This window comes from Methylosinus sp. Sm6, from assembly GCF_019802345.1.
GTDB lineage: Bacteria > Pseudomonadota > Alphaproteobacteria > Rhizobiales > Beijerinckiaceae > Methylosinus.
Map to the genome: position 1 here is coordinate 25,114 of NZ_JAINDZ010000014.1, position 25,665 is coordinate 50,778.

The 25,665-nt window shown below is 67.1% G+C and carries 28 protein-coding genes and 1 tRNA gene; 17 read left to right on the plus strand and 12 right to left on the minus strand.

Annotation, left to right across the window (positions count from 1 at the left end):
• Positions 1-71: 71 nt before the first annotated feature.
• The 3 genes from K3F48_RS11145 (at position 72) to K3F48_RS11155 (ending at position 2,320) form a co-directional block, all read left to right on the plus strand.
• Positions 72-344 (plus strand): lipoprotein, encoded by a 273-nt coding sequence (locus K3F48_RS11145; protein ID WP_222575516.1) that lies wholly within the window; start codon positions 72-74, stop codon positions 342-344.
• Between the two features lie 173 nt (positions 345-517).
• Complete coding sequence (gene lysA / locus K3F48_RS11150; RefSeq protein WP_222575517.1) at positions 518-1,795, plus strand: diaminopimelate decarboxylase; 1,278 nt, start codon at positions 518-520, stop codon at positions 1,793-1,795.
• 123 nt (positions 1,796-1,918) lie between these two features.
• Positions 1,919-2,320, plus strand: a complete 402-nt coding sequence (locus tag K3F48_RS11155) for a VOC family protein (protein ID WP_222575518.1) — start codon at positions 1,919-1,921, stop codon at positions 2,318-2,320.
• Here the strand turns inward: K3F48_RS11155 and K3F48_RS11160 are convergent.
• Positions 2,317-3,306, minus strand: a complete 990-nt coding sequence (locus tag K3F48_RS11160; protein ID WP_222575519.1) for an SDR family NAD(P)-dependent oxidoreductase — start codon at positions 3,304-3,306, stop codon at positions 2,317-2,319. The two genes, K3F48_RS11155 and K3F48_RS11160, sit on opposite strands and share 4 nt — an antisense overlap.
• A 329-nt stretch (positions 3,307-3,635) precedes the next feature.
• Positions 3,636-3,711 (minus strand) — tRNA-Thr (locus K3F48_RS11165).
• A 340-nt stretch (positions 3,712-4,051) separates the two neighbouring features.
• Here K3F48_RS11165 and K3F48_RS11170 point away from each other — a divergent pair.
• Positions 4,052-5,005, plus strand: coding sequence for a GDP-L-fucose synthase (locus K3F48_RS11170; RefSeq protein ID WP_222575520.1), 954 nt, complete (start codon positions 4,052-4,054; stop codon positions 5,003-5,005).
• Between the two features lie 88 nt (positions 5,006-5,093).
• On the opposite strand, the gene K3F48_RS11175 is transcribed toward K3F48_RS11170, so the two are convergent.
• Complete coding sequence (locus tag K3F48_RS11175) at positions 5,094-5,798, minus strand: HAD-IA family hydrolase (RefSeq protein ID WP_222575521.1); 705 nt, start codon at positions 5,796-5,798, stop codon at positions 5,094-5,096.
• A gap of 93 nt (positions 5,799-5,891) precedes the next feature.
• Here K3F48_RS11175 and K3F48_RS11180 point away from each other — a divergent pair, with 93 nt between their 5' ends.
• Positions 5,892-6,263: a hypothetical protein gene (locus tag K3F48_RS11180; RefSeq protein WP_222575522.1), complete on the plus strand. Its 372-nt coding sequence runs from the start codon at positions 5,892-5,894 to the stop codon at positions 6,261-6,263.
• Between the two features lie 14 nt (positions 6,264-6,277).
• Here the strand turns inward: K3F48_RS11180 and K3F48_RS11185 are convergent, their stop codons facing one another.
• Positions 6,278-6,604 (minus strand): antibiotic biosynthesis monooxygenase, encoded by a 327-nt coding sequence (locus K3F48_RS11185; RefSeq protein WP_222575523.1) that lies wholly within the window; start codon positions 6,602-6,604, stop codon positions 6,278-6,280.
• A 71-nt stretch (positions 6,605-6,675) separates the two neighbouring features.
• A complete protein-coding gene (locus K3F48_RS11190) occupies positions 6,676-7,776 on the minus strand; it encodes a M14 family metallopeptidase (RefSeq protein ID WP_222575524.1) in 1,101 nt (366 codons plus the stop codon).
• A 181-nt stretch (positions 7,777-7,957) separates the two neighbouring features.
• Here K3F48_RS11190 and rpiA point away from each other — a divergent pair, with 181 nt between their 5' ends.
• The 3 genes from rpiA (at position 7,958) to gor (ending at position 10,857) form a co-directional block, all read left to right on the plus strand.
• On the plus strand, positions 7,958-8,668 hold the full coding sequence (gene rpiA / locus K3F48_RS11195) for a ribose-5-phosphate isomerase RpiA (protein ID WP_222575525.1): 711 nt from the start codon (positions 7,958-7,960) through the stop codon (positions 8,666-8,668).
• Between the two features lie 41 nt (positions 8,669-8,709).
• Positions 8,710-9,273: a DUF2059 domain-containing protein gene (locus K3F48_RS11200; protein WP_255608864.1), complete on the plus strand. Its 564-nt coding sequence runs from the start codon at positions 8,710-8,712 to the stop codon at positions 9,271-9,273.
• 210 nt (positions 9,274-9,483) lie between these two features.
• Entirely contained in the window at positions 9,484-10,857 is a 1,374-nt protein-coding gene (gene gor / locus K3F48_RS11205; protein ID WP_222575526.1) for a glutathione-disulfide reductase, read from the plus strand.
• A gap of 23 nt (positions 10,858-10,880) precedes the next feature.
• On the opposite strand, the gene K3F48_RS11210 is transcribed toward gor, so the two are convergent.
• Positions 10,881-11,900, minus strand: a complete 1,020-nt coding sequence (locus tag K3F48_RS11210; protein ID WP_222575527.1) for a patatin-like phospholipase family protein — start codon at positions 11,898-11,900, stop codon at positions 10,881-10,883.
• Positions 11,901-12,219: 319 nt separating this feature from the next.
• On the opposite strand from K3F48_RS11210, the gene K3F48_RS11215 reads away from it, so the two are divergent.
• From K3F48_RS11215 to K3F48_RS11230, 4 genes are all read left to right on the plus strand, one after another.
• Positions 12,220-12,363 carry an aa3-type cytochrome c oxidase subunit IV gene (locus tag K3F48_RS11215; protein WP_222575528.1) on the plus strand — a complete coding sequence of 48 codons (144 nt, stop codon included), beginning with the start codon at positions 12,220-12,222 and terminating at the stop codon, positions 12,361-12,363.
• 106 nt (positions 12,364-12,469) lie between these two features.
• Positions 12,470-13,606, plus strand: a complete 1,137-nt coding sequence (locus tag K3F48_RS11220) for a Re/Si-specific NAD(P)(+) transhydrogenase subunit alpha (RefSeq protein WP_222575529.1) — start codon at positions 12,470-12,472, stop codon at positions 13,604-13,606.
• Positions 13,607-13,681: 75 nt separating this feature from the next.
• A complete protein-coding gene (locus tag K3F48_RS11225) occupies positions 13,682-14,131 on the plus strand; it encodes an NAD(P) transhydrogenase subunit alpha (RefSeq protein ID WP_222575530.1) in 450 nt (149 codons plus the stop codon).
• 5 nt (positions 14,132-14,136) lie between these two features.
• Complete coding sequence (locus K3F48_RS11230) at positions 14,137-15,534, plus strand: NAD(P)(+) transhydrogenase (Re/Si-specific) subunit beta (protein WP_222575531.1); 1,398 nt, start codon at positions 14,137-14,139, stop codon at positions 15,532-15,534.
• 101 nt (positions 15,535-15,635) lie between these two features.
• On the opposite strand, the gene K3F48_RS11235 is transcribed toward K3F48_RS11230, so the two are convergent.
• The gene (locus tag K3F48_RS11235; RefSeq protein ID WP_222575532.1) at positions 15,636-16,178 is read right to left on the minus strand and encodes a GcrA family cell cycle regulator; all 543 of its coding nucleotides are present in this window, start codon (positions 16,176-16,178) and stop codon (positions 15,636-15,638) included.
• 476 nt (positions 16,179-16,654) lie between these two features.
• Between K3F48_RS11235 and K3F48_RS11240 the strand changes: the two genes are divergently transcribed.
• The 3 genes from K3F48_RS11240 to K3F48_RS11250 are packed head-to-tail and all read left to right on the plus strand — an operon-like array spanning position 16,655 to position 19,754.
• The gene (locus tag K3F48_RS11240; protein ID WP_222575533.1) at positions 16,655-17,851 is read left to right on the plus strand and encodes an aspartate aminotransferase family protein; all 1,197 of its coding nucleotides are present in this window, start codon (positions 16,655-16,657) and stop codon (positions 17,849-17,851) included.
• Positions 17,848-18,798 carry an ornithine carbamoyltransferase gene (gene argF, locus K3F48_RS11245; protein WP_222575534.1) on the plus strand — a complete coding sequence of 317 codons (951 nt, stop codon included), beginning with the start codon at positions 17,848-17,850 and terminating at the stop codon, positions 18,796-18,798. Before K3F48_RS11240 ends, argF begins: the two co-directional genes overlap by 4 nt.
• Positions 18,795-19,754 (plus strand): Hsp33 family molecular chaperone, encoded by a 960-nt coding sequence (locus K3F48_RS11250; RefSeq protein WP_222575535.1) that lies wholly within the window; start codon positions 18,795-18,797, stop codon positions 19,752-19,754. The genes argF and K3F48_RS11250 overlap by 4 nt, the downstream gene beginning before the upstream one ends.
• Positions 19,755-19,818: 64 nt before the next feature.
• Here K3F48_RS11250 and hisS read toward each other — a convergent pair whose 3' ends face one another.
• Positions 19,819-21,312, minus strand: a complete 1,494-nt coding sequence (gene hisS / locus K3F48_RS11255; RefSeq protein ID WP_222575536.1) for a histidine--tRNA ligase — start codon at positions 21,310-21,312, stop codon at positions 19,819-19,821.
• A gap of 28 nt (positions 21,313-21,340) precedes the next feature.
• Complete coding sequence (locus K3F48_RS11260) at positions 21,341-21,760, minus strand: DUF123 domain-containing protein (RefSeq protein WP_222575537.1); 420 nt, start codon at positions 21,758-21,760, stop codon at positions 21,341-21,343.
• A 467-nt stretch (positions 21,761-22,227) separates the two neighbouring features.
• Here K3F48_RS11260 and K3F48_RS11265 point away from each other — a divergent pair, with 467 nt between their 5' ends.
• Positions 22,228-23,025 carry a DUF1217 domain-containing protein gene (locus tag K3F48_RS11265; protein WP_222575538.1) on the plus strand — a complete coding sequence of 266 codons (798 nt, stop codon included), beginning with the start codon at positions 22,228-22,230 and terminating at the stop codon, positions 23,023-23,025.
• Between the two features lie 528 nt (positions 23,026-23,553).
• On the opposite strand, the gene K3F48_RS11270 is transcribed toward K3F48_RS11265, so the two are convergent.
• Positions 23,554-23,784 (minus strand): hypothetical protein, encoded by a 231-nt coding sequence (locus K3F48_RS11270; RefSeq protein WP_222575539.1) that lies wholly within the window; start codon positions 23,782-23,784, stop codon positions 23,554-23,556.
• Between K3F48_RS11270 and K3F48_RS11275 the strand changes: the two genes are divergently transcribed.
• Positions 23,785-24,411 (plus strand): hypothetical protein, encoded by a 627-nt coding sequence (locus tag K3F48_RS11275; protein WP_222575540.1) that lies wholly within the window; start codon positions 23,785-23,787, stop codon positions 24,409-24,411. It begins immediately after the preceding gene.
• Positions 24,412-24,414: 3 nt separating this feature from the next.
• Here K3F48_RS11275 and K3F48_RS11280 read toward each other — a convergent pair whose 3' ends face one another.
• Together K3F48_RS11280 and K3F48_RS11285 are read right to left on the minus strand one after the other, a co-directional pair.
• Entirely contained in the window at positions 24,415-24,834 is a 420-nt protein-coding gene (locus K3F48_RS11280; RefSeq protein ID WP_222575541.1) for a hypothetical protein, read from the minus strand.
• 156 nt (positions 24,835-24,990) lie between these two features.
• Positions 24,991-25,290, minus strand: a complete 300-nt coding sequence (locus K3F48_RS11285; RefSeq protein ID WP_222575542.1) for a hypothetical protein — start codon at positions 25,288-25,290, stop codon at positions 24,991-24,993.
• Between the last annotated feature and the right edge of the window lie 375 nt (positions 25,291-25,665).

Consider the following 25,665-nt stretch of genomic DNA (forward strand, 5'->3'; position numbering starts at 1 on the left):
GCCGTGAGCCTCGTCATCCTGCCGCTTTCGTCTATAGTGCCGCGCAAATCGCATCCGAAGGACGTCCTTCCATGCCTCACTTCGCTCGGCCGCACAGGGCGGCGCTGATCCTGGTCCTCGCGCTGGCGGGCCTTTCCGGCTGCGGCCGGCGCGGTCCGCTCGACCTGCCGCCGGAGGTCACGGCTCAGCCGAGGGAAGCGGTCGTGCAAAAAACCACGGTCACGCCGGAGGGCTCCAAGAAGCCGGTCGCGGAGGAGGTGAGGGCTGTGGAGTATATTCCCGGCACGACTGGCTTCCGGCCGCCGGAGCGCTATCCCTTCATCCTCGATCCGCTGCTCGACTAAAGGCCCGCTCCGGTCTATCGGAAGCGAAAGCCCTCTCCCCCGCTCCGCGGGAGAGGGCGGCGGCCGGCGCTTCGCGAAGGAACCGAAGAGGCGCGCAACGTGCTCCCTCTCCCACGGAGCGGGCGAGGGCCGGGGGAGGGGCGTCACCGGACGCAGGCGAGTAGGACCCACTGATGCATCATTTCGACTATCGCGCCGGCGTCCTCCACGCCGAGGACGTGGCGCTGCCGAAGATCGCCGACGAAGTCGGCTCGCCGTTCTACTGCTATTCGGCGGCGACGATCCGGCGGCACTTCACCGTCTTCTCGGCGGCCTTCGCGGGGCTCGACGCGCTCGTCTGCTATGCGGTGAAGGCCAATTCCAACCAGGCCGTGCTCTCTCTGCTCGCCGGCCTCGGCGCCGGCATGGACGTCGTCTCGGGCGGCGAATTGCAGCGCGCCCGCGCCGCCGGCGTTCCCGCGCGCAAGATCACCTTCTCCGGCGTCGGCAAGACGGCGCAGGAGATCGCGCTCGCCATCGACGAAGGCATCTTCTGCTTCAATGTGGAATCAGAGCCGGAGCTCGAGGCGATCTCGCGCATCGCGGCGGAAAGGGGCAAGCGCGCCCATATCTCGCTGCGCGTCAATCCCGACGTCGACGCCAAGACCCACGCCAAGATCTCCACCGGCCTCGCCGAGAACAAATTCGGCGTGCCCCTGTCGCGCGCCCGCGACATCTATGCGCAGGCGGCACGGCTGCCGGGGCTCGACATCGTCGGCGTCGACATGCATATCGGCTCGCAGATCACCGATCTGCGCCCCTTCGACGAAGCCTTCTCTCTGCTCGCCGAGCTGGTCGTCGCTCTGCGCGCCGACGGCCATGCGATCTCCCATGTCGATCTCGGCGGCGGCCTCGGCATTCCGTATCACGCGGGCGAGGACCCGGCGTCCTATCACCCCGATCGCTACGCCGAGATCGTGCGGCGGCATATGGGCGGACTCGGCTGCAAGCTGCTGTTCGAGCCGGGACGGCTCATCGTCGGCAATTCCGGCGTGCTCGTCACCCGCGTTCTCTATGTGAAGCAGGGCGAGGCCAAGACCTTCGTCATCGTCGACGCCGGCATGAACGACCTCGTCCGGCCGACGCTCTACGACGCCTGGCACGAGATCGTTCCGGTGACGCAGCCCGCGCCGCACACGAATGATATTCTCGCCGACGTCGTCGGCCCGGTGTGCGAGACGGGCGACTATATCGCGCTCGGCCGCTCCATCCCTGAGCCGGCGCAGGGCGATCTGCTCGCCGTCCTCACCTCCGGCGCCTATGGCGCCGTGCAGGCGGGAACTTATAATACGCGGCCGCTCATTCCCGAGGTTCTGGTCGACGGCGCGCGCTGGGCCGTCGTGCGCGAGCGGCCGAGCGTCGAAGCGCTCATTGCGTTCGATCGCGTTCCGTCCTGGCTGCGCGGCGAGTAGGCAAAATCTAAAGACGCTGCGGATGAGCGAGCCTTCAGGCTCGCCGCCGGCCGACGCCGGGCGCCGATTGCGGACTCCGCCGCGTTTCTCGACAATCGCCCGGCGCGCGATCGGAGGCTGTCCATGTTCTCTCATGTCCATACCGGCGTGACCGATTTCGAGCGCGCCTTCGCCTTCTATTCCGCTGTGCTGCAGGAGCTCGATCTCGTCTTGACGTTCAAGGAGGGTGAGAGGTCCTGGGCCGGCTGGCGATCACGCGGCGCCGACCGGCCATTGCTTCTCATCGGCCGCCCCTATGACGGCGCGCTCGCCTCGGCCGGCAATGGGCAGATGGTGGCGCTACTGGCGCAAAGCCGCAATGCCGTGGACAGATGCCATGCCGCCGCGCTCGCGAACGGCGGCGTCAGCGAAGGCCCGCCGGGGCTGCGGCCGCAATATCATGCGCATTATTATGGCGCCTATTTCCGTGACCCGGACGGCAACAAGCTCTGCGTCTGCCGTCACGAGCCGGAACCGCTGCTTTAGCCGTAATAGCTGCGATGCCACGCGACCAGCGCCGCGACGCCCTCGTCGATCGAGGTGTGCGGCCGAAAGCCCGTGAGCCGCTCGAGCAGAGCGGAATCGGCGAAGGTGCGCTGCATGTCGCCGGGCTGCATGTCGAGATAGTTGCAGATCGCTTTCCGGCCGAGCGCGCGCTCGATCGCCGCGACGAAATCCATGAGGTTGATCGGCTCGCCGCGTCCGATGTTCACGACGCGCCAGGGCGCCGCCGGCGACACGGACGGATCGGCGGAGTCGATGCGCGGGACGCAGTCGACGAGCCGCAGGATCGCCTCGATGAGATCGGCGACATAAGTGAAGTCGCGCTCCATGTCGCCGTGATTATAGACGTCGATCGGCCGGCCCTTCTCGATCGCGTCGATGAATTTATACGGCGCCATGTCCGGCCGGCCCCAGGGGCCGTAGATGGTGAAGAAGCGGAACAGGGTGATCGGAATCGAAAAGAGATGCGCATAGGAATGCGCCATCGCCTCGGTGGCCTTCTTGGTCGCCGCATAGAGCGACAGAGGATGATCGGCGCGCTCGCTCTCGAGGAAGGGCACATGCGCATTGGCGCCATAGACGGAGCTGGTCGAAGCCATCAGCAGATGCCGCGGCTTCATCGCTCGCGCGAGGTCCAGAATATTGAAGGAGCCGACGATGTTGGAGTCGATATAGGCGCGCGGCTCCTCGATGCTGTAACGCACGCCCGCCTGCGCGGCGAGATGGACGATGACGTCGGGCTCGGCGGCTTCGACCGCGCTCGTCAGGCGCTGCATGTCCTCGAGCGGCGCGACGACCGCGCGAAACTGGTCGGAACGCGCCAGCATCGCGTGGCGCGCCTCCTTCAGCCGCACGTCGTAATAGCTCGTCATGGCGTCATAGCCGACGACCCGATGGCCGAGCTCGAGCAGGCGCTGCGCGAGATGAAAGCCGATGAAGCCGGCGGTGCCGGTCACGAAGAAACGCATGAGCCCGATCCGATCGCATCGCGCGGCCGCCCCTGCGCTCGCTGTCGCGGAAAAGGCGCAGACTGTCAACTCGGGGAAGACCCCGCGCCCGGGCGATCGGGTGAAGGACAAAATCCCTAACCCTTGTCCGTCGAGACGCCCGCTTCGCAGGCTCCTCGCAACAGCAAATCGCGCAAACGCGCCGGCTGCGCCCGGCGGCGAGCAGCCCCCCGCCTCGTCGCGCGGGCCATCTCGACGCCGACCTCGCCGGAACGCATCGGATGGTTAATTGCTGCTTTTCAGAGGGAAGGCCGCGCTCGGCGGACTTCGGAAGTCTTCGAAATGGGTGGTGGTGCCGGTTGCAGGATTCGAACCCGCGACCTACTGATTACAAATCAGTTGCTCTACCAGCTGAGCTAAACCGGCCCCATGCGCACGACCGGGTTTCGCGCTCACGCGCGCTCCCTTGCGCTCGGCTTTCTATACGCGCCATCGCTGCTGGGGAAAAGACCCGGATCTCCGCCGCCGTCCGGGACGCTCCCACAGCTTTCGTCGCCATGGCGAGCCGCAAGGCGACGCGGAGCGGCGGGCCGAGGTCATGCATATAAATGTGATGCCGAACGCACCCATCGCTTCGCAACCAACGCGAGAAACCTCCTTGATCGGCGCCTCGCGCGCAGATATGCTCTCGCTCGTTGGAAAATTTTGATCCGGCATATCGTGAGCATTACGCACGGGCCGGTCAGTCTTGTCGTGAGGACTTTTTATGAAGGACGAACGGATCTGGGTCGCTGGACATCGCGGAATGGTCGGCTCCGCTCTGACCCGTCTGCTGCGCGCGCAGGGCCGCAACGTCATTACCGTGGATCGCTCGATCCTCGATCTCAGAAGCCAGCCGGAGGTCGAGTTCTGGCTGCGCGCCAATCAGCCGACGGCGATCCTCTTCGCGGCGGCCAAGGTCGGCGGAATTCTCGCCAACAGCCGTTACCCGGCCGATTTCATCTATGACAATCTGACCATTCAGAGCAATGTGATCCACGGCGCGCACAAGGCCGGCGTCGATCGGCTCGTCTTCCTCGGCTCGTCCTGCATCTATCCCAAATTCGCCGAGCAGCCGATCCGCGAGGACTCGCTGCTCACCGGCGCGCTGGAGCCGACCAATGAATGGTATGCGATCGCCAAGATCGCCGGCATCATGACCTGCCAGGCCTATCGGCGCCAGCACGGTCGCCGCTATGTGTCCGTCATGCCTTGCAATCTCTACGGCCCGAACGATAATTTCGACCTCGAGACCAGCCATGTGCTGCCGGCGCTGATGCGCAAGCTACACGAGGCCAAGCTGGCGGGCGCCCGCGAGATCGTGGTCTGGGGCACCGGAACGCCGCTGCGCGAGTTCCTGCATGTCGACGATCTCGCGCGCGGCGTCGTCCATTGCCTCGATCACTATGACGATTATCCGCACATTAATTGCGGCGCGGGCTCCGAGGTCTCGATCCGCGAGATCGCCGAGACCATGGCGCGGGTCGTCGGCTTCGACGGACGCCTCGTCTTCGATACGACGAAGCCCGACGGCACGCCGCGAAAGATCATGGATTCGAGCCGTATCCAAGCGCTCGGCTGGTCGCCGGAGATCTCGCTCGACGCGGGACTGGCCTCGACCTATCGCTGGTATCTGGAGAATGTCGCCGCTCGGGCGACAGCGGACGTCCACGCGGCCTGACGAGGCCTGCAGGCCCGTCGCGCCGCCGAGCGTCATTGCGCGGCGGCCCTGGACGGCTCGCGGCTGTGCTCCTCGTGTCGACGAAGACTCAGTCCACCGCTGCGGGCGCGCGCTCCGACCAGTGGGCGGCGAGGGAGGCGACGGCGTCCCACAGATCGTCGAAATGCGAGATCACCCGGTCGGGCGCGAATTCCGCGACCGGCGTTTGCGTATAGCCGAAATCGACGGCGACGACCGGCACGCCGGCCGCTTTCGCCGTGTCGATGTCGGTCTGCGAATCGCCGATCATCACCGCCCGCGACGGATCGCCGCCGGCGCGCGCGATCGTCTGCGTGAGCGCGCGCGGATCGGGCTTGTGGAATGGAAAGCTGTCGCGGCCGCAGATCGCCGAGAAGCGCGACGCGACGCCGAGACGCTCGAGCAGCAGGATCGACAAGTCCTCGGGCTTGTTGGTGCAGACCGCGAGGCGATAGCCGGCCGCAAAAAAACGTTCGAGCGCCGATAGGGCGCCGGGGAAGAGGCGCGTCTCGTCGGCGATCCGCTCGCGATAATGGGCGAGAAAGAGGTGGAACAGCAGCTCCAAGCGCTCGGGCGCGAGCTCGGCGCCGTTCGCCGCATAGCCGCGCTGGATCAGCGCCCGCGCCCCGGCGCCGACCAGCGCGCGCGCCGCGGAGGCGGGCAGGGGCGCGTGGCCGTCGCGCTGCAGCAGGACGCCGAGCGCGCCGATGAGGTCGCCGGCCGTGTCGGCGAGCGTGCCGTCGAGATCGAACACCAGGATCGGCGCGCCCGTCATGAGCCCTCTTCCGTCTGTCCGCCGCGCCGGCGCCTCGCGAATGACGCATCGGCGTGTAGACTGCGGCAGGTGATTCGCCGGTGGAGTTTAACCTTGCGCCCGACCTTTCGTCTCCCCTTCCTCGGCCTCCTCCTTCTCGCCGCGCCCGGCGCCGCGCTCGCAGGCAATTACGAGTTCCTGGCCGCGCCGCAAACCGACCTCAACCGCGTCTTCCGCCTCGACCGGGCGAGCGGCGAGGTCGGCGCCTGCCAATATGGGCTGAAAGAGGGCGCCTCGATCGGCGTCACCCTCTGCTATCCGCCGGGCGAGGGCGCGAAGGCCGGCCCTTTCAGTGAATATTCGCTCGTCGCCTCGCGCCATACGGGCGAGGGCGGCGTGTTTCGCGTCGATCTGCGCACGGGATCGATGTCGATCTGCTTCGTGCTGAACGAGAGCTCGGTGGTGTGCACGCCGCCGGCGAAATGAGCGACGCCTCCCGATCACAAGTCGAGGTCCAGAGGACGCGCATAGTGCTCGACGACCGGGAAAGGGTCGTAGAAGTGGTGGAGCAGCGCCTTCCACTCGGCGTATCGATCCGACTGCCGAAAGCCGATCGTGTGATCTTCGAGCTTCTCCCAGGTCACGAGCAGAAGATATCGGGATGACGTCTCGATGCATCGGCGGATTTCCATCGAAACGAAGCCGGGAGTCGCCGAGATGAGGGGAAGCGCCACGCGGATCGCGTTTTCGAAGGCGCATTCCTCTCCCGGACGAATATCGAGCATCGCCGCCTCCAGAACGGCGGATTCGGCGTCTTTGACGGTCATGCTGAAATTCCTGCGAAGGCGGAGTGGAATGCGAGCCCGGCGGCTCGAGCCGCCGGCGCAATGGAGAACGACTATTCGCGCATCAGGCCGGCGATGGCTTGCCGAATGGTCAGCAAGGATTGCCCGGCGACCATGCCCTTCCAAAAATCGGTCTCGCGGTAGAAGGCCGACCGCATCCGGCTCTCGATCGTCCGGCCCGCCTCGGAATTCGGATCGCCATAGGCGTGCAGCCAGGCGTCGGCGCGCAGCGCCTGCATGACTTCCAGAATCGGCGCCGTGCCGACCTCGAAAGCTATGCCGGTGAATTCAGCGCCCGGAAGCAGCTTCGCGGAACCGATCAGATTATCGCCCGTCACATCCTCGGAGGCCGATTTTTCCCCCGCCTGCGTCGCGTCGGCGATCTTCGTCGAGGTGACGGCCGCGCCATACCAGCAGGAGGCGCGAGCGAACTCCGCAGTTCCGGGCGCATCGGTCGAAAGTCGCTCGGCATATCCCTCCGGGCCGAGCCCGGTGTGATAATCGATGACCGCGACGCGGCGGGCGCCGGCGAGATGTTTTCGAAAAATCGCGCTCTGCGTTCGCCGCGACCAGCTCGGCTCCTTCCCCCCGTAGAACAATCCGAGCGGATGAGAATATTGTCCGATGCTGACGGCCTTCTGAAAGGCGCGGTCGCCTCTCGCCGCTCTCCACGCCAACAGGCGCTCGGTCGTGCTCTTCTGCGCCTCGGGCGTCCATTGCGCTGGACAGAGGTCGTCGGCCAGCTCGGCGTAATCCGGATTCGATGAAAGCCGTGGCGGGAAATCGACCCAGTTCCTGTTGAGGTCGACATTGTCCTCATTGACGCGCCGCGTCCACGCGAACCCATGAGGGTTGATCGCATGGATGAGGAGGACGCCGACGCTCGCGTTCGCCGCCCCGCCGCGACGCAGCCAGTCGATCTGCGCGCCCGATCCGCAATAGCCTTCGACGCCATGCGTACCGGAAATGAGCACCAGGGCGCGGTCGGTTCTCGGCCCCACCCATGCGACATCGGTGGTCAGGGCCTCGCCGTCCGGCCCGCGGCCCGGATGTTCGAAAACCTCGAGCGCGCCGCCCGCCGCGTCGACCGCGGCTCGAAATTTATCACGCGCTTGCGCATAGGATCGGCTGAAAGAATCGACGTCGTTGCTCATGCTTCTTCTCCGGGGTCGAAGCGGGGGCTCGCGTGAATAAATGAGGCGGACCAACTGGAAGGCGAGTGTCGAGCGGTTCGAGGGGGAAGACAAGCCACAGGTCGCGGCCGCCGGCGCCGCCATTGATTTACGCCGCCAAACCGACTATCGCCGGGCGCCGCCACGCGAAGGGAGCCCACTCATGCCGATCGACGCCGCCGATGACATGAAGAAGCGCGCGGCCGCCGCGGCGCTTGGCGCCGTCGCGCCGGGCATGCGGCTCGGGCTCGGCACCGGCTCCACCGCCGCCCATTTCGTCGCTCTACTCGGCGAGCGCGTGCGCGAGGGGCTGAACGTCCTCTGCGTGCCGACGTCCGAGCGCACGCGCGCCCAGGCGGAGGCGCTCGCCATTCCGCTCGCGACCCTCGACGAGGCGCCGCAGCTCGATCTCACGGTCGACGGCGCGGATGAATTCGATTCGGCGCTTCGCTTGATCAAGGGCGGCGGCGGCGCCCTGCTGCGCGAGAAAATCGTCGCCGCGGCCTCGCGCCGCCTCATCGTGGTGGCCGACGCGACGAAGCGGGTGAATAGCCTCGGCGCCTTCCCGCTGCCGGTCGAGATCGACGCCTTCGGCGCAAAGTCGACGCTCGGCCATGTCGAGCGCGCCGCCGCGGCGCTCGGCCTTGCCGGCGAGGTCCGCCTCAGAATGCGTCCCGACGGACATGTTTTCGTCACCGACGGCGGGCATCTCGTGCTCGACTGTGCGTTCGGCTCTATTCCCCATCCCGAGGCCTTGGCCGACCGACTCGTCGCCATCCCCGGCGTCGTCGAGCATGGGCTGTTCATCGGGCTCGCGACGGCGGTCGTCGTCGCCGGCCGCGAGGGCGTGGAGACGCTCGGCCGGCTCGATTGAGCTTAGTCTAGCGCCGGCTCTCGATTTTTCTCGGCAAGGAGATGACAGAGGTGTTTTTGCGCGCGGCTTTTTTCGGGGGCGTCGTCGTCCTCTCGGCTTCCTTCGCTCACTCCGCCGAACGCCGTCCCGCCGCCCCGGCCGCTGCGGTCGCGCCGCCCGCCGCTTCCGCCGCCGCCCCGCCCGCGGCCAGCCCCGCGCAGATCGCTCTCGCCCGCGCGGTCATCGTCGATTCCGGCATTTCCTCGTCGTTCCAGCTGATCATTCCGCAATATCTCGAGCAGATTGCGCTGTCGGTGACGCGGACGCGGCCGGAGCTCGTCGCCGATCTCAATCTGGTGCTCGCCGATGTGAGGCCGGACTTCGACAAGAAGGTCGACGAGATGATCGACAGCGCCGCGCATCTCTATGCGCAGAGACTGACCCAGAAGGAGCTCGAGGACGTCTCGGCCTTCTTCAAGAGCGCGTCGGGGCGCAAATACGTGGGCTCGCAGCCCTTTTTGATGAACGACATGTTCGTCGCCATGCAGGCGTGGTCGCAGAAGATTTCCGTCGACATGATGTCGCGCGTGCGCGAAGAGATGCGCAAGAAGGGCCATGAGCTCTAGCGGCGTGCGTCGACGAATTTGAAGCCTCTCGAGTGCGAGCCTGAAGGCTCGCGGTCCAGGGCCGCGCTTGGACCGCGAGCCTTCAGGCCTGCTCAAATCGGCTGAATCACGCCACTGGGGCGTCGACGTCGAGCGAGCCGCTATATAGTGGAGCGAGCCTGAAGGCTCGCTCTCGCGAGAGCGCCGGCCGGCCCGAGATCGGGGTTCGACATGACGCAATATGACTATGATCTCGTCGTTCTGGGCGCAGGTTCGGGCGGCGTGCGCGCGGCGCGCATCGCCGCCGGCCATGGCGCCAAGGTGGCCGTCGCCGAGGAGTTCCGCATCGGCGGCACTTGCGTGATCCGCGGCTGCGTGCCGAAGAAGCTCTATGTGATGGCGAGCCGCTTCCACGATGATTTCGCGGATGCGGCCGGCTTCGGCTGGACGGTCGGCGAAGCGCGCTTCGACTGGGGCGAGCTCGTCGCCGCCAAGGAGGCGGAGATCACGCGCCTCTCCGGCCTCTATGCGCAAAATCTCGAAAAATCCGGCGTCGAGATCGTGCGCCGGCGCGGCGTCGTCGCCGGCCCGAACGCGGTCGCCTTCGCCGACGGCCGCCGCGTCTCGACGCGCTGCATTCTCGTCGCGACGGGCGGCGCGCCGACGCAGCATCCGCAAATCCCCGGGATCGACTATGCGATCTCCTCCAATGAAATTTTCGACCTTGCGGAATTTCCGCAGCGCCTGCTCGTGGTCGGCGGCGGCTATATCGGCGTCGAATTCGCCAGCGTGTTCGTGCGGCTCGGCGCGAAGACGCATCTTTCGCTGCGCGCCGAGCTGCCGCTGCGCGGGTTCGACGAGGATTTGCGCCGTCTCCTGCGCGACGGCCTCGTCGCCGCGGGCGTCGACATCCACGCTGGCGCGCTGCCGACCCGCATCGAGAAGACGGCGAGCGGCCTCGCGGTCACGCTGCAGGACGAGAGCCGGCTCGAGGTCGACGCCGTGCTGGTCGCGACCGGCCGCGCGCCGCTGACGCGAGGGCTTGGCCTCGAGGCGGCGGGCGTCGCGCTGAAGGAGAATGGCGCGATCGTCGTCGACGCTTATTCGCGCAGCAGCGTTCCGTCCATCTTTGCGGTCGGCGACGTCACCGATCGGCTCAATCTGACGCCCGTGGCGATCCGCGAAGGCCACGCCTTCGCCGACACCGTGTTCGGCGGGCTCGACGTCGCGGTCGATCATGCGCTCGTGCCGACCGCCGTGTTCACGACGCCGGAGATCGGCACGGTCGGCCTCACCGAGGCGGAGGCGAGCGCGAAGGCGAAGCGCCTGCTCGTTTTCGAGACGAGCTTCAGGCCGATGCGCGCGACCTTGTCGAAGCGCGCCGAAAAAGTGTTCATGAAAATCCTGGTCGACGGCGACAGCGATCAGGTGCTGGGCGTGCATATTCTCGGGCCGGAGGCGGGCGAGATGGCGCAGCTGCTGGCGATCTCGCTGCGTCTTCGCGCGCGCAAGGCCGATTTCGACCAGACCATGGCGCTGCATCCCTCGCTGGCCGAGGAATTGGTGACCATGCGCTCGCCCTCGCGCATCGTCGAGCGCGCCTGACGACGCGCTTCTCGACGCGCGGCTCACACATATTGCAGCAGCGCGCCGAGATCGAAGCTGGAGCGCCGGCCGAGATCGTCGGCGCTCGTCTCGAGAAAGCGTTCCGCCCGGCGCCGCCCCTCCTCGCGCAGAAGGGAGAGGAAATCCCATTCGGCGATGAGCTTCGAGGACGCGCTGAGCTCGGCGGACATGTCGGTCGCAATGGCGTGAATGCGCATCGAGGCCCACAGCGCGCCCTCGCTATGGCCCGGGTCGGCGACCTCGTGCAGCAGCGCGATCATGCGCAGCTCTTTCAGCAGCGGCGAGTTGAAGGCGATCTCGTTGAGGCGATTGGAGATATCGATCGCCGAGCGCGGCGCGCCCCGACGCTCGATCGGATTGATCTGGATGAGGATCGTGTCCTTCGACTCGCATTCGCGCACGAGCGGCGTGATCGTCGGATTGCCGGAATAGCCGCCGTCCCAATAGGCTTCGCCGTCGATCTCCACCGCTCGGAACAAGGTCGGCAGACAGGCGGAGGCAAGCAGAGCCTCCACGGTGAGATCGGCGTTGCGGAAGACGCGTCCATGTCCCGTCGCCACATTGGTGGCGGTGACGAAGAGCTTGATCGGCGCCCGCGCCAGGCGCTCGAAGTCGATGGTCTCGCGCAATATGTCGCGCAGCGGGTTGGAGCCAGAGGGATCGAGATCATAGGGCGAGAAGATGCGCGACGCGATGTCCATTGCGAGGAAGGCTGGAGAATTGTCCAAGGTCCAGCGGCCGAGCAGCATGTCGAGCGGGTTGCGCCGTATCGGGCTGAATCGCGCCGCGTCGGCGACGCGCCGCCAGAAGCCTTCCATCGCGGCGCGGGCGCCGTCGACGCCGCCCGCGCAATAGCCGTCGATGAGGAGGGCGGCGTTCATCGCTCCGGCCGATGTGCCGGAGACGCCGTCGATCCTGAGCCATGGCTCCTCGATGAGACGCTCGAGCGCGCCCCAGGTGAAAGCTCCATGCGCGCCGCCGCCCTGCAGCGCCAGATCGACGATGAGCATGTCGCGAGCCATGCAATCCAACCAATGTGAACAGCGATCGACGAAGAAAGATAGAGCGCCGCGGCAAGATAGCGACCGGGGCGGCGCATGGGCCGAGGCTCGGCTCCAGCGGCTTGCGTCAGCCGATTTGCGATCTCTGAGAGAGCGAGCCTGAAGGCTCGCGGTCCAGCAATTCACGAGACGCCGTCGCCGCGCGGCGATCGAAGCGCGCGATTCGGTCGCGCTGGTCGGGGGTCGGCGCGACGCGCATGCGGTTGCAGGATCGCCCGCGCTCGTCTAGCATGAGCCATGCGTCGGCCCTCGACGGACGACGAAATCGAAGGGGAGAGAAATGGCCGAGCATCACAAGGCCGCGTCCGGCGATGAATTCGCCGAGCACGAGGCCACCTATAAGGGCTTCCTGAAACTGCTGAAAATTTCCACCGGCGCCACCATCGCCGCGCTGGTCCTTCTCTATTTCTTCCTGGCGCGCTGAGCGCTCGGAACTCTTCGACAGCCTCGAGACAAACGCCGACCCGCACGGCGCGCTCGCCCGAATGTGATCGGACGAGGGCATGCGCCTGCGAACAAGGAGTTTCGTCATGCGCATTGCTGTTCCCGCCGAGTCCGACAAGAATGAGACGCGCGTCGCTGCGACGCCGGAGACCGTGAAAAAATTCAAGAACCTCGGCGCCGAGGTCGTGGTTCAGTCCGGCGCCGGCGCCGCCTCCGGCTTCGCCGACGCGGACTATGCCGCGGCCGGCGCGGCTATCGCCGACAGCGCCGCCGGCGCGCTCGACAACGCCGAGATCGTGCTGCGCGTGCGCCGGCCCTCCGCCGCCGAGGTCGCGGGCGCCGCGAGAGGCGCCGCCGTCATTTCCATCGCCGACCCCTTCGGACATGAAAAGGAGCTCCAGGAGCTCGCGGCGTCGGGGGTCGCCGCCTTCGCGATGGAGCTCATGCCGCGCATCACCCGCGCGCAAGTGATGGACGTCTTGTCCTCCCAAGCCAATATCGCGGGCTACCGCGCGGTGATCGACGCGGCCGCCGACTATGGCCGGGCCATTCCGATGATGATGACGGCGGCGGGAACCGTTCCCGCCGCCAAAATTTTTGTGATGGGCGTCGGCGTCGCCGGGCTGCAGGCGATCGCCACCGCGCGGCGTCTCGGCGCCATCGTCTCGGCGACCGATGTGCGGCCGGCGACCAAGGAGCAGGTCGAATCCCTCGGCGCCAAATTCATCGCGGTCGAGAACGACGAGTTCCGCCAGGCCGAGACCGCGGGCGGCTACGCCAAGGAAATGTCGCCGGAATACAGGCAAGCCCAGGCCGAGCTGGTGGCGGCGCATATCGCCAAGCAGGACATCGTCATCACCACCGCGCTCATTCCCGGCCGACCGGCGCCGAGGCTGATCTCGGCGGCGATGGCGCGCTCCATGCGGGCGGGCTCGGTCATCATCGATCTCGCGGCCGAGCGCGGCGGCAATTGCGAATTGACCCGGCCCGGCGAAACCACCATCGACTCCGGCGTCAAGATCGTCGGCGCCGTGAACCTCGCCGGGCGTCTGCCCGCCACCGCCTCCAGCCTCTACGCCAAGAACCTGCTCGCCTTCGTCGAGACGCTGATCTCCAAGGAAACCAGGTCCCTGGCGATCGATTGGGAGGACGAGCTGGTGAAGGCGACCGCGCTCACCCGCGACGGCGCCGTGATCGATCCGCGCTTCGCGCCCAAGGCGTGAACGCCGCCGCTCGGGCGATCGGAATTCGCTCCGAACGAAACAGCTCCGGTTCAGCGAGAAGAAAGGGCGTTTGACATGGCAAGCGACACGACGCAGCAATTGCTCGAATCGGCCCGTCAAGCGGCGGAGGCCACGAAGCGCCTCGCCGAGCAGGCGCAGGCCTATTCCGATCAGCTCTCGCAAGTGGCAGCGGCGGCTTCCTCGCACGGCCTCGCCGGCGCCGTCGATCCGGTGGTGTTCCGGCTGGCGATCTTCGCCCTCGCGGTGTTCGTCGGCTATTATGTCGTCTGGTCGGTGACGCCGGCGCTGCACACGCCGCTGATGTCGGTGACCAACGCCATCTCCTCGGTCATCGTCGTCGGCGCCCTGCTCTCCGTCGGCGTCGACTCGGCGGCCGACGCCACGGGCGGCTCCGCCGTCGCGCGCTGGCTCGGCTTCATCGCGCTCGCCCTCGTCAGCGTCAATATATTCGGCGGCTTCCTCGTCACCGAGCGAATGCTGTCGATGTATAAGAAGAAGGGCTGATCGAGATGAGCGCCAATCTCTCCGTCCTCCTCTATCTCGCCGCCGGCATATTGTTCATCCTGGCGCTGCGCGGCCTCTCCTCGCCGGCGACGTCGCGCCAGGGCAATCTCTACGGCATGATCGGCATGGGCGTCGCCGTGGCGACGACGCTGCTGCTGCGCCTGCCGAGTTTCGGCGCGCTGGTCCTGATCGTGATCGGCGCCGGAGCGGGCGGCGGCGTCGGCGCTTATGTGGCCAAGCACGTCGAAATGACGAAGATGCCGCAGCTCGTGGCCTTCTTCCATTCGCTCGTCGGCCTCGCCGCCGTGCTCGTCGCCGGCAGCGCCTTTTATGCGCCGCAGGCCTTCGGCATCGGCCTCCCCGGACATATCGAAGGCGGCAGCCTCTTCGAAATGTCGCTCGGCGCGGCGATCGGCGCCATCACCTTCACCGGCTCCGTGATCGCTTTCTTGAAGCTCGACGAGCGCATGACCGGCAAGCCGATCCTCTTGCCCGAGCGTCACACGATCAACATATTGCTCGGCGTCGCGCTCGTCGGCTTCATCGTCCTGTTCGCGACGACCGAGAGCGGCTTCTGGCTCTTCCTCATCATTCTCGTGTCGCTGGCGCTCGGCGTCACGCTGATCATACCGATCGGCGGCGCCGACATGCCGGTCGTCGTGTCGATGCTCAACTCCTATTCGGGATGGGCGGCGGCCGGCATCGGCTTCACTCTGGGCAATCTCGCGCTCATCATCACCGGCGCGCTGGTCGGCTCCTCGGGCGCGATCCTCTCCTACATCATGTGCAAGGGAATGAACCGCTCCTTCGTCTCCGTCATTCTCGGCGGCTTCGGCGGCGAGACGGCGGCGGCCGCAGGCGTGGTGGAGAAGCGTCCGGTGAAGCAGGGCTCGGCGGAGGACGCCGGCTATATCATGCAGAACGCCGGCAAGGTGATCGTCGTGCCCGGCTATGGCATGGCGGTCGCGCAGGCGCAGCACGCCCTGCGCGAAATGGCCGATCTCCTGAAGAAGGAAGGCGTCGAGGTGAAATACGCCATTCACCCGGTGGCGGGACGCATGCCCGGCCATATGAACGTGCTGCTGGCCGAAGCCAATGTCCCCTATGACGAGGTCTTCGAGCTCGAGGACATCAACTCGGAATTCGGCCAGGCCGACGTCGCCTTCGTGATCGGCGCCAATGACGTGACCAATCCCGCCGCCAAGACCGATCCGCAATCGCCGATCTATGGCATGCCGATCCTCGACGTCGAAAAGGCCAAGACGGTGCTGTTTTTAAAGCGCGGCATGGGCTCGGGCTACGCCGGCGTCGAGAACGAGCTGTTCTTTCGTCCGAACACGATGATGCTGTTCGGCGACGCCAAGAAGACGGTCGAGTCGATCGTCAAGGCGCTGGCGCACTGACGCCCGGGAAGAGCGAGCCTGAAGGCTCGCGGTCCAGGCGGCGCGCAATCGGACCGCGAGCCTTAAAGGCTCGCAGCTCGAAGCACGCGAGGTTAGAGAAGTCAGGCGATGCGGGCGGTCTTCATATCGTCGCGGGAGCGGCGGCGATCCTGCGCCGGCTGATAGGCGACCTGCGCATGGAAGCCGCAATAGGGTCCGCCGGCGCCGCCGGGCGTGCGCGCGCCGCAGAAGCGGAACTCCGCCGAGGTCGGATCGCCGATCGGCCAGCGGCACATTGTTTCGCGCAGCTCCATGATGGTGACCCGCTCGGTCATCGGAATCACCACCTCCTCTTGCGGCCGCGCCTCCACCTGCGGCAACGCGCAGGGAGAGAGAGCCAGCGCCACATTGCCCATGACGCTTGGCGCGCTCGCGGCCGCGGCGCGGACGGCGACGCCATTCTGCTGCAAGCGCGGCTGCTTGGCGGCACGCGGTCGCGCCGCGATGGGCGTCTTGGCGCGCTGTGACAGCCCGAGCCTGTGAATCTTCCCGATGACGGCGTTGCGCGTGATGCCGGCGCCGATCTCCGCCGCCACTTGACTGGCGCTGAGCCCTTCGTTCCAGAGCCTGCGCAGCAGCTCGACGCGCTCGTCGGTCCAGGACATGAGGATCCTCCTCGAATAACCTTGGTTCCTGCCGCAAGAATCGGCGAACGCTCGCGCAACCGGCATGGCCGGAGTCGATACGACGCACTCGCACTCGCTTGAAAAACGCCGCACGGGACGTCGTGGGCGATGACGCAGACGCTACTCTACGAGTTGAATCACGCGCAAGAGTCCCTGGCAAGTGGCGCAGACGTTCCCCACAACGTAATGCTGCAATATTGCCTGCGAGCGTTGCGCGAAGGATGCGTCGGCGCGTCGCGGCGGTCGCCGAGACTGCGCGTATATCCTTGCGCGGCCGCCCTCGGCGACCATTGGCGAGCGATCGCCTTTCGAAACAGATTTGACCGGCGTCGGGGGAGACCCTAGAATATCGGCTCGCGAGAGTTGCCGCCCCTCGGGGCGGCACTTTGATTTTTGGCCCCTTCCGCGCGTTTCGAAGACCACGCGCGGCCGGATCCTCTCGATGGAGGAGCCCCGTGGTCTCCGCGCTGTTTCCGACCTATCCGCGAGCCGACCTCGCTTTCGAGAAGGGCGAGGGCGCATGGCTCGTCGCGAGCGACGGCGAGCGCTATCTCGACTTCGGCTCCGGCGTCGCGGTCAATTCGCTCGGCCATGCGCATCCGCATCTCGTCGGGACCTTGAACGCCGCGGCGGCCGCGCCATGGCACGTCTCCAATCTGTTTCGCGTCCCCTCGGCCGAGCGTCTCGCCGAGCGGCTGACGCAGGCGACCTTCGCCGATCTCGTCTTCTTCACCAATTCAGGCGCCGAGGCGGTCGAATGCGCGATCAAGACGGCGCGTAAATATCACGCCGCGAATGGGCAGCCGGAGCGCTATCGGCTGATCACCTTCGAGGGCGCCTTCCACGGCCGCACGCTGGCGACCATCGCCGCCGGCGGCAATCCCAAATATCTCGACGGCTTCGGTCCGCCGGTCGACGGCTTCGACCAGGCGCCTTTCGGCGATCTCGCGGCGGTCCGCGCGCTGATCTCGCCGCAGACCGCCGGCATCCTGCTCGAGCCGATCCAGGGCGAGGGCGGCGTGCGCGCCGCGCCGCCCGGCTTCCTCGCCGGCCTGCGCGCGCTCTGCGACGCGCAGGGCCTGCTGCTCGTCGTCGACGAGGTGCAGACGGGCGTCGGCCGCACGGGACGTTTTCTGGCGATCGAGCATTCCGGAGTCGCGCCGGACATCGCCGCCCTCGCCAAGGGCATCGGCGGCGGCTTCCCGCTCGGCGCGTGCCTCGCGACGGCCGAGGCCGCCAAGGGCATGACGCTGGGCGCGCATGGCTCGACCTATGGCGGCAATCCGCTCGCCACGGCGGTCGGCAACGCCGTGCTGGATATCGTGCTGGAGCCGGGCTTCCTCGAGCGCGTCGCTCGCCTCGGCGGGCTGTTCCGCCAGAAGCTCGCCGAGCTCGAGGATCGCTATCCGCAAGTGATCGAGAGCGTGCGCGGCGAAGGGCTGATCTTCGGCCTCGAGACGCGCATTCCCAACATGGCCTTCGCGGCGGCGGCTCGCGCCGCGGGGCTTCTCACCATTCCGGCGAGCGGCAATGTCGTTCGCCTGCTGCCGCCGCTGATCGTCTCCGAGAACGAGATCGCCGAAGGCGTGCGGCGGCTCGAGATCGCCTGCGCCGCATCGACGCGGGAGAAGCGAGCGGGAGCAATCGGATGACCGCCCATGCGCAAGTGACGGGCGTCCGTCATTTCCTGGATATTTCGCAGGTTCCGGCGACGGAGCTGCGCCGCATCCTCGATCAGGCGGCGGCGATCAAGCGCAAGCGCGTGAAGGGTGCGCCGTCCGCCTGGCGGCCGCTCGACGGCAAGGCGCTGGCGATGATCTTCGACAAGCCGTCGACCCGCACGCGCGTCTCCTTCGATCTCGCGATGCGCGAGCTCGGCGGCGAGACCGTCATGCTCACCGGGCAGGAGATGCAGCTCGGGCGCGGCGAGACCATCGCCGACACGGCCCGCGTGCTGTCGCGCTTCGTCGACGCCATCGTCATCCGCATTCTCGAGCATGATCAGCTCGAGGAGCTGGCGCGCTTCGCCAGCATTCCGGTGGTCAACGGCCTCACCAAGCTCTCGCATCCCTGCCAGGTGATGGCCGATGTGCTGACGTTCGAGGAGCATCGCGGGCCGATCGCGGGCCGCACCGTGGCCTGGACCGGCGACGCCAATAATGTGCTGGCGAGCTGGGTCCATGCGGCGCAGCGCTTCGACTTCAAGATCAATGTGGCGACGCCGCCCGAACTCGCGCCGTCCGCCGCGCTGGTCGATTTCGCCCGCGCCAATGGCGTCGCTCTCACCCTCACCTCCGATCCTTTCGAGGCCGTCGCCGGCGCCGACGCCGTGATTTCCGATTGCTGGGTGTCGATGGGCGACGAGGAGGAGGAGGCGCGCCGCCATGCGCTGCTGTTCCCCTTCCAGGTGAACGCCAGGCTGATGGGCGCGGCGGCCAAGCACGCGATCTTCATGCACTGCCTGCCGGCTCACCGCGGCGAGGAGGTCACCGACGAGGTCATCGACGGCCCGCAATCGGTGGTGTTCGACGAGGCGGAGAACCGCCTGCATGTGCAAAAGGGCGTGCTCGCTTGGTGCTTCGGGGCCACCGCGCCGTGACGCGGGACAGCGACGCGATCGGCCGGCCGGCCTCGCCCATCGCCGAGGACGACAATGTGCTGCCCTTCGCCGTCGACGCGCTCGACCTGCGCGGGCGGCTCGTTCGGCTCGGCCCGGCGGCGCATTCCATCCTGACGCATTATGATTACCCGCCGCCGGTCGCGCGCCTTCTGGGCGAGGCGGCGGCGCTCGCCGCGCTGCTCGGCTCCCTGCTCGAGGCGCATGGGCGCTTTCAACTGCAGACCCGCAGCGACGGCCCCGTCGACATGCTGGTCGTCGATTGCGACGCGCCCGGCCGTCTGCGCGGCTTTGCCCGTTTCGACGCGAGCCGCATCACGGCCGGCGCCACGCAGGGGGCGCTGCTCGGCCATGGCCATCTGGCGCTCACCGTGGAGCGCCCGGGCGACGCCGCGCGCTATCAGGGCGTGGTGGCGCTGGAGGGCGACAGCCTCACCGAGGCGGCCCACCGCTATTTCCGCCAATCGGAGCAGATCCCGAGCTTCGTGAAGCTCGCCGTCGCCGAGAGCGTGACGCCGGCCGGCCGCAGCTGGCGCGTGGGCGGCCTGCTGCTGCAATATCTGCCGACGACGCCGCGCCGTCCGCGCGATCTCGATCCGGGCGACGCCCCCGAAGCCGCGGCCGGGGAAGAGCCGGAGGACGACGCCTGGATCGAGGGCCTGTCGCTCGCCTCGACGACGCAGGATCATGAGCTGGTCGACCCAAAGCTCTCGGGCGAGCGGCTGCTCTATTCGCTGTTCCACGAGCGCGGGGTGATGGTGTTTCCGCAGACCCCGCTGGTCGAAGCCTGCCGCTGCTCCACGGAGCGCGTCGCCGATCTCCTCCGCAGCTTTCCGCCCGAAGACCGCCGCGACATGGTGGGCGACGACGGCAAGATCGGCGTCACCTGCGAATTCTGCCGGACGCACCGCGTGTTCGACCCCGCGGATTTCGACTGAAGGGTGTTTTTCCTTCTCCCGCGAGTGGGAGAAGGGGCGCAGCTTCGTCGTTCCGGTCGAAAAATCAGCCGCGCTGTCTCGCCAGCAGCGCCTTGATCTCCGTCACCAGATCGGCCTCCGGCGCGGAAAACTGCGCCGGACGGGCGGCCTTCCATTCCTCATTGGTGGCGATGGCGGCGCTGGCCCGCTCGCCCTCGATCAAATCCTTGATCTGCACCTCGCCCTTGGCGCGCTCGTCCGAGCCCTGGATCACCACCGCCGGCGCGTTCCGCTTGTCGGCGTATTTCATCTGCGCCTTCATGCCGGACGCGCCGAGATAAAGTTCGGCCGAGACCCCGCCATTGCGCAAAGCGGCGACCATGCGCTGATAATCGGCGATGCGGTCGCGATCGAGCGCCAGCACCACCACCGGACCCTTGTGCCCCACGGCGGCGACGATCGGGCTGCCGACCAGCTTCAGCGCGGCATAGAGCCGCGAGACGCCGATCGAGAAGCCGGTCGCCGGCGTGTTCTCGGAGCGAAAGCGGCCGATCAGCCCGTCATAGCGGCCGCCGCCGCCGACCGAGCCGAAGCGCACGGGATGGCCCTTCTCGTCCTTGGTCTCGAAGGTGAGGTCGGCCTCGAACACCGGACCCGTGTAATATTCGAGCCCGCGCACGATGGAGGGATCGATGCGGATGCGGTCCGGCCCGAAGCCGGCGTCGCGGACGAGATCCTCGATCTCGAGCAGCTCCTCGGCGCCCTCCGCCCCGACATTGCTGCGGCCGAGCAGCTCGAACAGGCCGAAGCGCGGCTCGCCGTCCTTATATTGTCCGCCGAGCGTGAAAGAGAGAATAGTGTCGACGGCGTCATCCGCGAGGCCGGCGCCGCGCGTGAAATCGCCGCTCTCGTCCTTGCGGCCGGGGCCGAGCAGGAGCTTGACGCCCTCCGGGCCGAGCCGGTCCATCTTGTCGATGGCGCGCAGCACGGTGAGGCGGCGGCCGGCGTTCTCGTCGCCGTCGAGACCGATCGCCTTCATCACCCCGTCCAGCACTTTGCGGCTGTTGATCTTGATGACGTAATCGCCGCGCGCCATGCCGAGCCGCTCCAGCGTGTCGGCGGCCATCATGCAGATCTCCGCGTCGGCCGCCGGCGAGGCGGCCCCGACCGTATCGGCGTCGAACTGCATGAACTGGCGGAAGCGTCCCGGCCCCGGCTTCTCGTTGCGATAGACATTGCCGAAGCGATAGCTGCGGAACGGCTTGGGCAGCCGGTCGAAATTCTGCGCCACATAGCGCGCGAGCGGCGCGGTCAGGTCATAGCGCAGCGACAGCCATTGCTCGTCGTCGTCCTGGAACGAGAAGACGCCCTCATTGGGGCGGTCCTGGTCCGGCAGGAATTTGCCGAGCGCGTCCGTATATTCGATCGCCGGGGTCTCCAGCGCCTCGAAGCCATAGAGGTCATAGACGGAGCGGATGACGTCCAGCATCCTGCCGGTCGCCGCCAGCTCCGCCGCGTCGCGGTCGGCGAGGCCGCGCGGGGAGCGCGGCTCGACTTTCGTTTTTTTTTCGTCTGACATCGGGTGAGGCCTTTGATCCGCGCCCTTCCTAGCATTTTTGCGCGCCGAGGACAGCAGCGGCTGCGCCCTGCGGCCAATGCAGCAGATGGCTGCGACATCGCGGACAATCCGAGCTGCCGAAGCCGGCCAATGGCACGGGCAGCTCGGCGAGAGCCCTTACCAGAGCGCATTCGTCGCCGCCCGGCGCGATCCAGGCGCCGGCGACGCGGCCCGCTTCGGTCAGCTGGTCGATGTGCCAGCGGCGAGACTTGCCGCGGCGCATGTGGCGGCCCAGCCGGGCGCGCAGGCCTCCCGGGCCGCGGGCGGAGCCGCAATAAATATAGCGTCCGGCAGCGAGCAGAGCGGAGCGTCGACCGGCGCGAGCCAGGAGGGGAACGTCCAGCTCGAGCAGCAACGCATAGGCGCCGCCATTCGACGGCGCGTCCTCGGCTGCGCAAATAAATTGCATTGGACGAGAATAGGCGCGAAAAACCTCCCTGTCACCACCGAGGCGGGGACAGGGAGGGGCTGTGGACACCGTGAGAACCAATGCCGCAAAGTCGACCCGACCTCGACGGAAGGTCGCGCTGAGGGGAATGCGAAAGTAGCCGCCTCCTCGCGCGTCGCGCTGTCGCTTCACGAAACGCGACGAGGCGGAACCTTGGTGTTCTTTGCAAGACGTTGCCATTGGGCATCGTCTTTATGCCCGTCGTCGTTATGTAATGCAACTACATATTTTGGGCGCGCCCGACGGGCAGGCTGCGCCTTTGATAGGCAGCGCCGTGGAACACGGCGCCTCTCGGGATCGGGCGCCCAAGCCCGTCCGCCGCTGTCGGCCGAGACCCTCCCGAGCCGCGGCAAATCTTAACGCCCCGTCAATAGACGGACGTCATCATCGGCGACGCCCGCGCATGTGCGAGGCGATCGGAACGCGCCATGACGACTCTCTCCTCCTATCTGCAGATCGCCAACAACCAGGCGAAATGGCAGTCGATCACCGCCAAGTCGCCCGATGTCGCGACGCAGACCAAATATTTTCAGGACAACATCGGCAAGGTCAAATCGGCCGACGAGTTCATGAAGGACGAGCGACTGTTCGACTATGCGATGACCGCCTTCGGCCTCGGCGACATGACCTACGCCAAAGGAATGATGAAGAAGGTCCTGGAGCAGGGCGTCGGCTCCGGATCGCTCGCCGTCACGCTCAACAACTCCAACATCAAGGCCTTCGCCACGGCCTTTGATTTCGTCGACAATGGCGAGGAGACGACCTCCTCTGCGACGCTGGTCGACACTGTCACCAGCCGCTATGCGGAACAGGCGCTGGAGACCGATCAGGGCGAGCAGAATCCGGGCGTGGAGCTCGCTCTCTATTTCCAGCGCAAGGCGCCGGAGATCACCAGTGCCTACGGCATTCTCGCCGACTCCAAGATTTTGTCCGTGGTGCAGACGGCGCTCGGCCTCTCGACGGATACCTCCTCCCAGTCCATCGATTCGCAGGCGAAAATGCTGACGTCGAAGGTCGATTTCGCGGATTTTCAGAATTCAGAAACGCTGCAGAAGTTCATCTCGCGCTTCGCCGCGATGTACGACTTTAACAATGCCGGCAGCGACCCGAACTCGCAGAGTTCTCTGATGTCGACCCTGTTCTCCGCCTCTTCCTCCGGATCGAGCGCCGGCGTCGATTCGAGCCTGCTCCTCGCCCTGCAGGGCGTGAGGTTCAGCTCGCTCTGAGAGGACAATGCGAAACAAACGAATCGATCGGCCGCCGCCCGGCAGTCGGCAACAGGCCTTCGGGCTCGCTCTCGAGATTCCCCTCGGTTCGGTCCCGACGCTAGACGAGTGGCGTGATTCAGCCGATTTGACAGGGTGAAAAGGCGAGCCTGAAGGCTCGCGGTCCAAGCGCGGCCCATGGACTGCGAGCCTTCAGGCTCGCTCTCGAGGCCCGTCGATTTCATTGACGCAGACCACTGGTCACGAGCCGTTCACCCGCGCTCGTCTTCCTCGTCGGCGGTCAGCGCCGCGACGATCCCGCCCGCGCGCCTTCCGACAACGGATGGCCGGGTCCGAACACGCCGCGCGCTTCCGCCGCCCCCGCGGGCTGGGGAACGCCTTCGCGGCTCGTCGATAGCGCCATCGACACGCCTCCTCCCCTAAGCAATCGCGACATACGCCGGCCGTGCGCGCGCCGAACAAGCGCCGTTTTCCCTCGTCACGCTTCGCCTCCGCCGGAACGGCTTCCTCCCAAGAGTCAGGATCTCGTCAGTGGATAGCCCGCAAGCGCTCGATCACCTCCTCGAAGGCGCTCATCGTCACAAAGACGACAGGTTCGAGCGCGCTTGTGCCGAAGGTGAAGCGCGCCCGCCCATCCTCCGCCCGCTCGATGCGCTCGATCGCATCGAGCCGGAAAGCCGTGGGACGCTCCCAATCGATCTCGCCTTCGAAGCCCAGCCGATAGCCGATAATATGCTCGGGCCGATCACCGTCCGGCATTTGCTCCTCCTTCGCAGGGCCGTCGACATCTCACCTAAGGCCGACCGCGGCGATGGCCAGGAGGGGCGTGGCCAAGAGGGGCGCCGCCAGGACGGGCGGCGCCGGCGCGTCGGCCTCGCCACGAATGGCGCGGCGCTGGCGGGCGCGGCGACCGGCCTCGGCCTCGCCTTCGGCGCGCTCGCCAGCGAGCTCGGCTTCCCCGCCTCGGCGCTGGGAGAATTCGCCGACAAGGGCCGGCCGGGCTTCGAGACGGCGCCGCCGCTCGCGGCCGGTTCGTTCGCTCCCGCGATCGTCGCTCCGCCGGCGCCCACGGCCGAAACGGCTCCCCCGGCGCCCGCTCCCCCCGCGCGGGCGGCGTCCGTGCGGGCGAGCGGCATGGACGAATATGAGGCGCGCTGCTTCGTCAAGATCGACGGCAAGGTGCTCGTCTCGCGCTCCTGCCGCATTCTGCGCGACGGCGAAAAAAGCGTGGTGTTCCAGATCGACGACGGTCCGATCACCATCGATCAGCGTCAGGGACGGGTGTGGACGGCGCGCCTCGAGAGTCGCGACTTCGGCAATGTCTACAAGAATGGCGAGTGCTGGGCCGCGCGCGGCTTCTATGTCTGCGATCGCGGCCGGAAGTGAGCGTCAGAACCAGCCGAACCCCGGGCGCCAGCCGATGCCCCTGAACCAATCGACATGGCCGCCGGGAAAGCCGTAGCGCCACTGCACGACGTCGGTTCCCGCATGGGTCCATGGCTTGTACCAGGGGCCGGCCGATTCATAAGCGTCGAAGAGCGGCGGGTCTTCGTGCAGCCAGACATGGCCGCCGAGCGGCGGCAGCATGGGCGCCGTGGCCGGCGCCACGACCGCGGCCGAGGTTTTCGCCCGCGCGCAGGCGGCCCGGCGGCGGGCCGGCGGGCAGCGGCGCGGCGCTACGGCGGATTGGGCCGGGGCCTTGCGGAGCGCGGGAGCGTTCGGCGCCGGCGCGGCGTCGCTCTCGGGGGATTGCGCCGAGGCGCCGGCGGCGCCGATGCAGAGAATGAGCGCGAGAATTGCGGATCGCATGAACGGCCCTGCATGAAATCGAACCGATGGCTTCGAGCGATACCATGAAATCCGTCGCGCGAACACCGGGTCGACCCTGCTGCCGCAAAAGAGCAGCGCGCGGGCGTTTGTCTCGCGCGCTGCGAATCGATTTGCGGCTCTCGCCGCCGCCCGGGCTCAGAACAGCGGAGCGGGAGCCGGGGTCGTGACGACGACCGGCGCGATCACCGCCGGACGCGCCAGCAGCGAGCTGGCCACGAAGCCGACGTTGCCGGCATAGAAGACCCGGGACCAGCCGCCGACATGTCCGCGCACCTCGACCACGGTCTGGGGCGGAATGGCGAGGATGGGCAGGAAGGTCACGCCCGGACCCGAGCGGAACGCCGCCAGATCCGTGACGATGCGCGGACCGGCGACGGCCGAGCCGGCTCCGGCGAGCAGCGCGACGGCGACGAGGGTTGCGAGTTTCGATTTCATTCAAGACCTCCACAAAAGTCTTGCCTTTCGGCAATCATGCTCACGGCGGCGCAATTAGCGCGCGCCGGACGCTCGAACATGGGAGCGGCGCAAATTCCCCGTTCGACGAGGTTAACGCGGAGCGCGCGGCGTGATGCGCGCGTCTATGCGGCGGCGCATTCTCCGGCGACAGAAAAGCGTGTTTGCGCGCATGACGCTCGTCGAGCGGCATGTCCGCTCGACAGGCGAAGGCTCGTCGAATCGGAGCGCTTTCCGATCGGAATTCGCTCCAAATCAAAAAAAAGGCCGAGTGACTTGCGTCAATGAAGATGAAAGGTGTTCGACGCCCCCCCAACCCTCCCCCGCTGCGCGGGAGAGGGAGCAGATTCGGCGCTT

Excerpts from the sequence above, each read along its gene's own strand:
- argF (WP_222575534.1), top strand. The coding sequence starts at position 17,848 with ATGACCGCCCATGCGCAAGTGACGGGCGTCCGTCATTTCCTGGATATT.
- lysA (WP_222575517.1), top strand. The coding sequence starts at position 518 with ATGCATCATTTCGACTATCGCGCCGGCGTCCTCCACGCCGAGGACGTG.
- K3F48_RS11145 (WP_222575516.1), top strand. The coding sequence starts at position 72 with ATGCCTCACTTCGCTCGGCCGCACAGGGCGGCGCTGATCCTGGTCCTC.
- K3F48_RS11215 (WP_222575528.1), top strand. The coding sequence starts at position 12,220 with ATGGCCGAGCATCACAAGGCCGCGTCCGGCGATGAATTCGCCGAGCAC.
- K3F48_RS11185 (WP_222575523.1), bottom strand. The coding sequence starts at position 6,604 with ATGACCGTCAAAGACGCCGAATCCGCCGTTCTGGAGGCGGCGATGCTC.
- K3F48_RS11175 (WP_222575521.1), bottom strand. The coding sequence starts at position 5,798 with ATGACGGGCGCGCCGATCCTGGTGTTCGATCTCGACGGCACGCTCGCC.
- hisS (WP_222575536.1), bottom strand. The coding sequence starts at position 21,312 with ATGTCAGACGAAAAAAAAACGAAAGTCGAGCCGCGCTCCCCGCGCGGC.
- gor (WP_222575526.1), top strand. The coding sequence starts at position 9,484 with ATGACGCAATATGACTATGATCTCGTCGTTCTGGGCGCAGGTTCGGGC.
- K3F48_RS11220 (WP_222575529.1), top strand. The coding sequence starts at position 12,470 with ATGCGCATTGCTGTTCCCGCCGAGTCCGACAAGAATGAGACGCGCGTC.
- K3F48_RS11235 (WP_222575532.1), bottom strand. The coding sequence starts at position 16,178 with ATGTCCTGGACCGACGAGCGCGTCGAGCTGCTGCGCAGGCTCTGGAAC.
- K3F48_RS11270 (WP_222575539.1), bottom strand. The coding sequence starts at position 23,784 with ATGCCGGACGGTGATCGGCCCGAGCATATTATCGGCTATCGGCTGGGC.
- K3F48_RS11155 (WP_222575518.1), top strand. The coding sequence starts at position 1,919 with ATGTTCTCTCATGTCCATACCGGCGTGACCGATTTCGAGCGCGCCTTC.
- K3F48_RS11225 (WP_222575530.1), top strand. The coding sequence starts at position 13,682 with ATGGCAAGCGACACGACGCAGCAATTGCTCGAATCGGCCCGTCAAGCG.
- K3F48_RS11260 (WP_222575537.1), bottom strand. The coding sequence starts at position 21,760 with ATGCAATTTATTTGCGCAGCCGAGGACGCGCCGTCGAATGGCGGCGCC.
- K3F48_RS11285 (WP_222575542.1), bottom strand. The coding sequence starts at position 25,290 with ATGAAATCGAAACTCGCAACCCTCGTCGCCGTCGCGCTGCTCGCCGGA.
- K3F48_RS11190 (WP_222575524.1), bottom strand. The coding sequence starts at position 7,776 with ATGAGCAACGACGTCGATTCTTTCAGCCGATCCTATGCGCAAGCGCGT.
- K3F48_RS11280 (WP_222575541.1), bottom strand. The coding sequence starts at position 24,834 with ATGCGATCCGCAATTCTCGCGCTCATTCTCTGCATCGGCGCCGCCGGC.
- K3F48_RS11210 (WP_222575527.1), bottom strand. The coding sequence starts at position 11,900 with ATGGCTCGCGACATGCTCATCGTCGATCTGGCGCTGCAGGGCGGCGGC.
- K3F48_RS11170 (WP_222575520.1), top strand. The coding sequence starts at position 4,052 with ATGAAGGACGAACGGATCTGGGTCGCTGGACATCGCGGAATGGTCGGC.
- rpiA (WP_222575525.1), top strand. The coding sequence starts at position 7,958 with ATGCCGATCGACGCCGCCGATGACATGAAGAAGCGCGCGGCCGCCGCG.
- K3F48_RS11230 (WP_222575531.1), top strand. The coding sequence starts at position 14,137 with ATGAGCGCCAATCTCTCCGTCCTCCTCTATCTCGCCGCCGGCATATTG.
- K3F48_RS11160 (WP_222575519.1), bottom strand. The coding sequence starts at position 3,306 with ATGCGTTTCTTCGTGACCGGCACCGCCGGCTTCATCGGCTTTCATCTC.
- K3F48_RS11265 (WP_222575538.1), top strand. The coding sequence starts at position 22,228 with ATGACGACTCTCTCCTCCTATCTGCAGATCGCCAACAACCAGGCGAAA.
- K3F48_RS11200 (WP_255608864.1), top strand. The coding sequence starts at position 8,710 with ATGACAGAGGTGTTTTTGCGCGCGGCTTTTTTCGGGGGCGTCGTCGTC.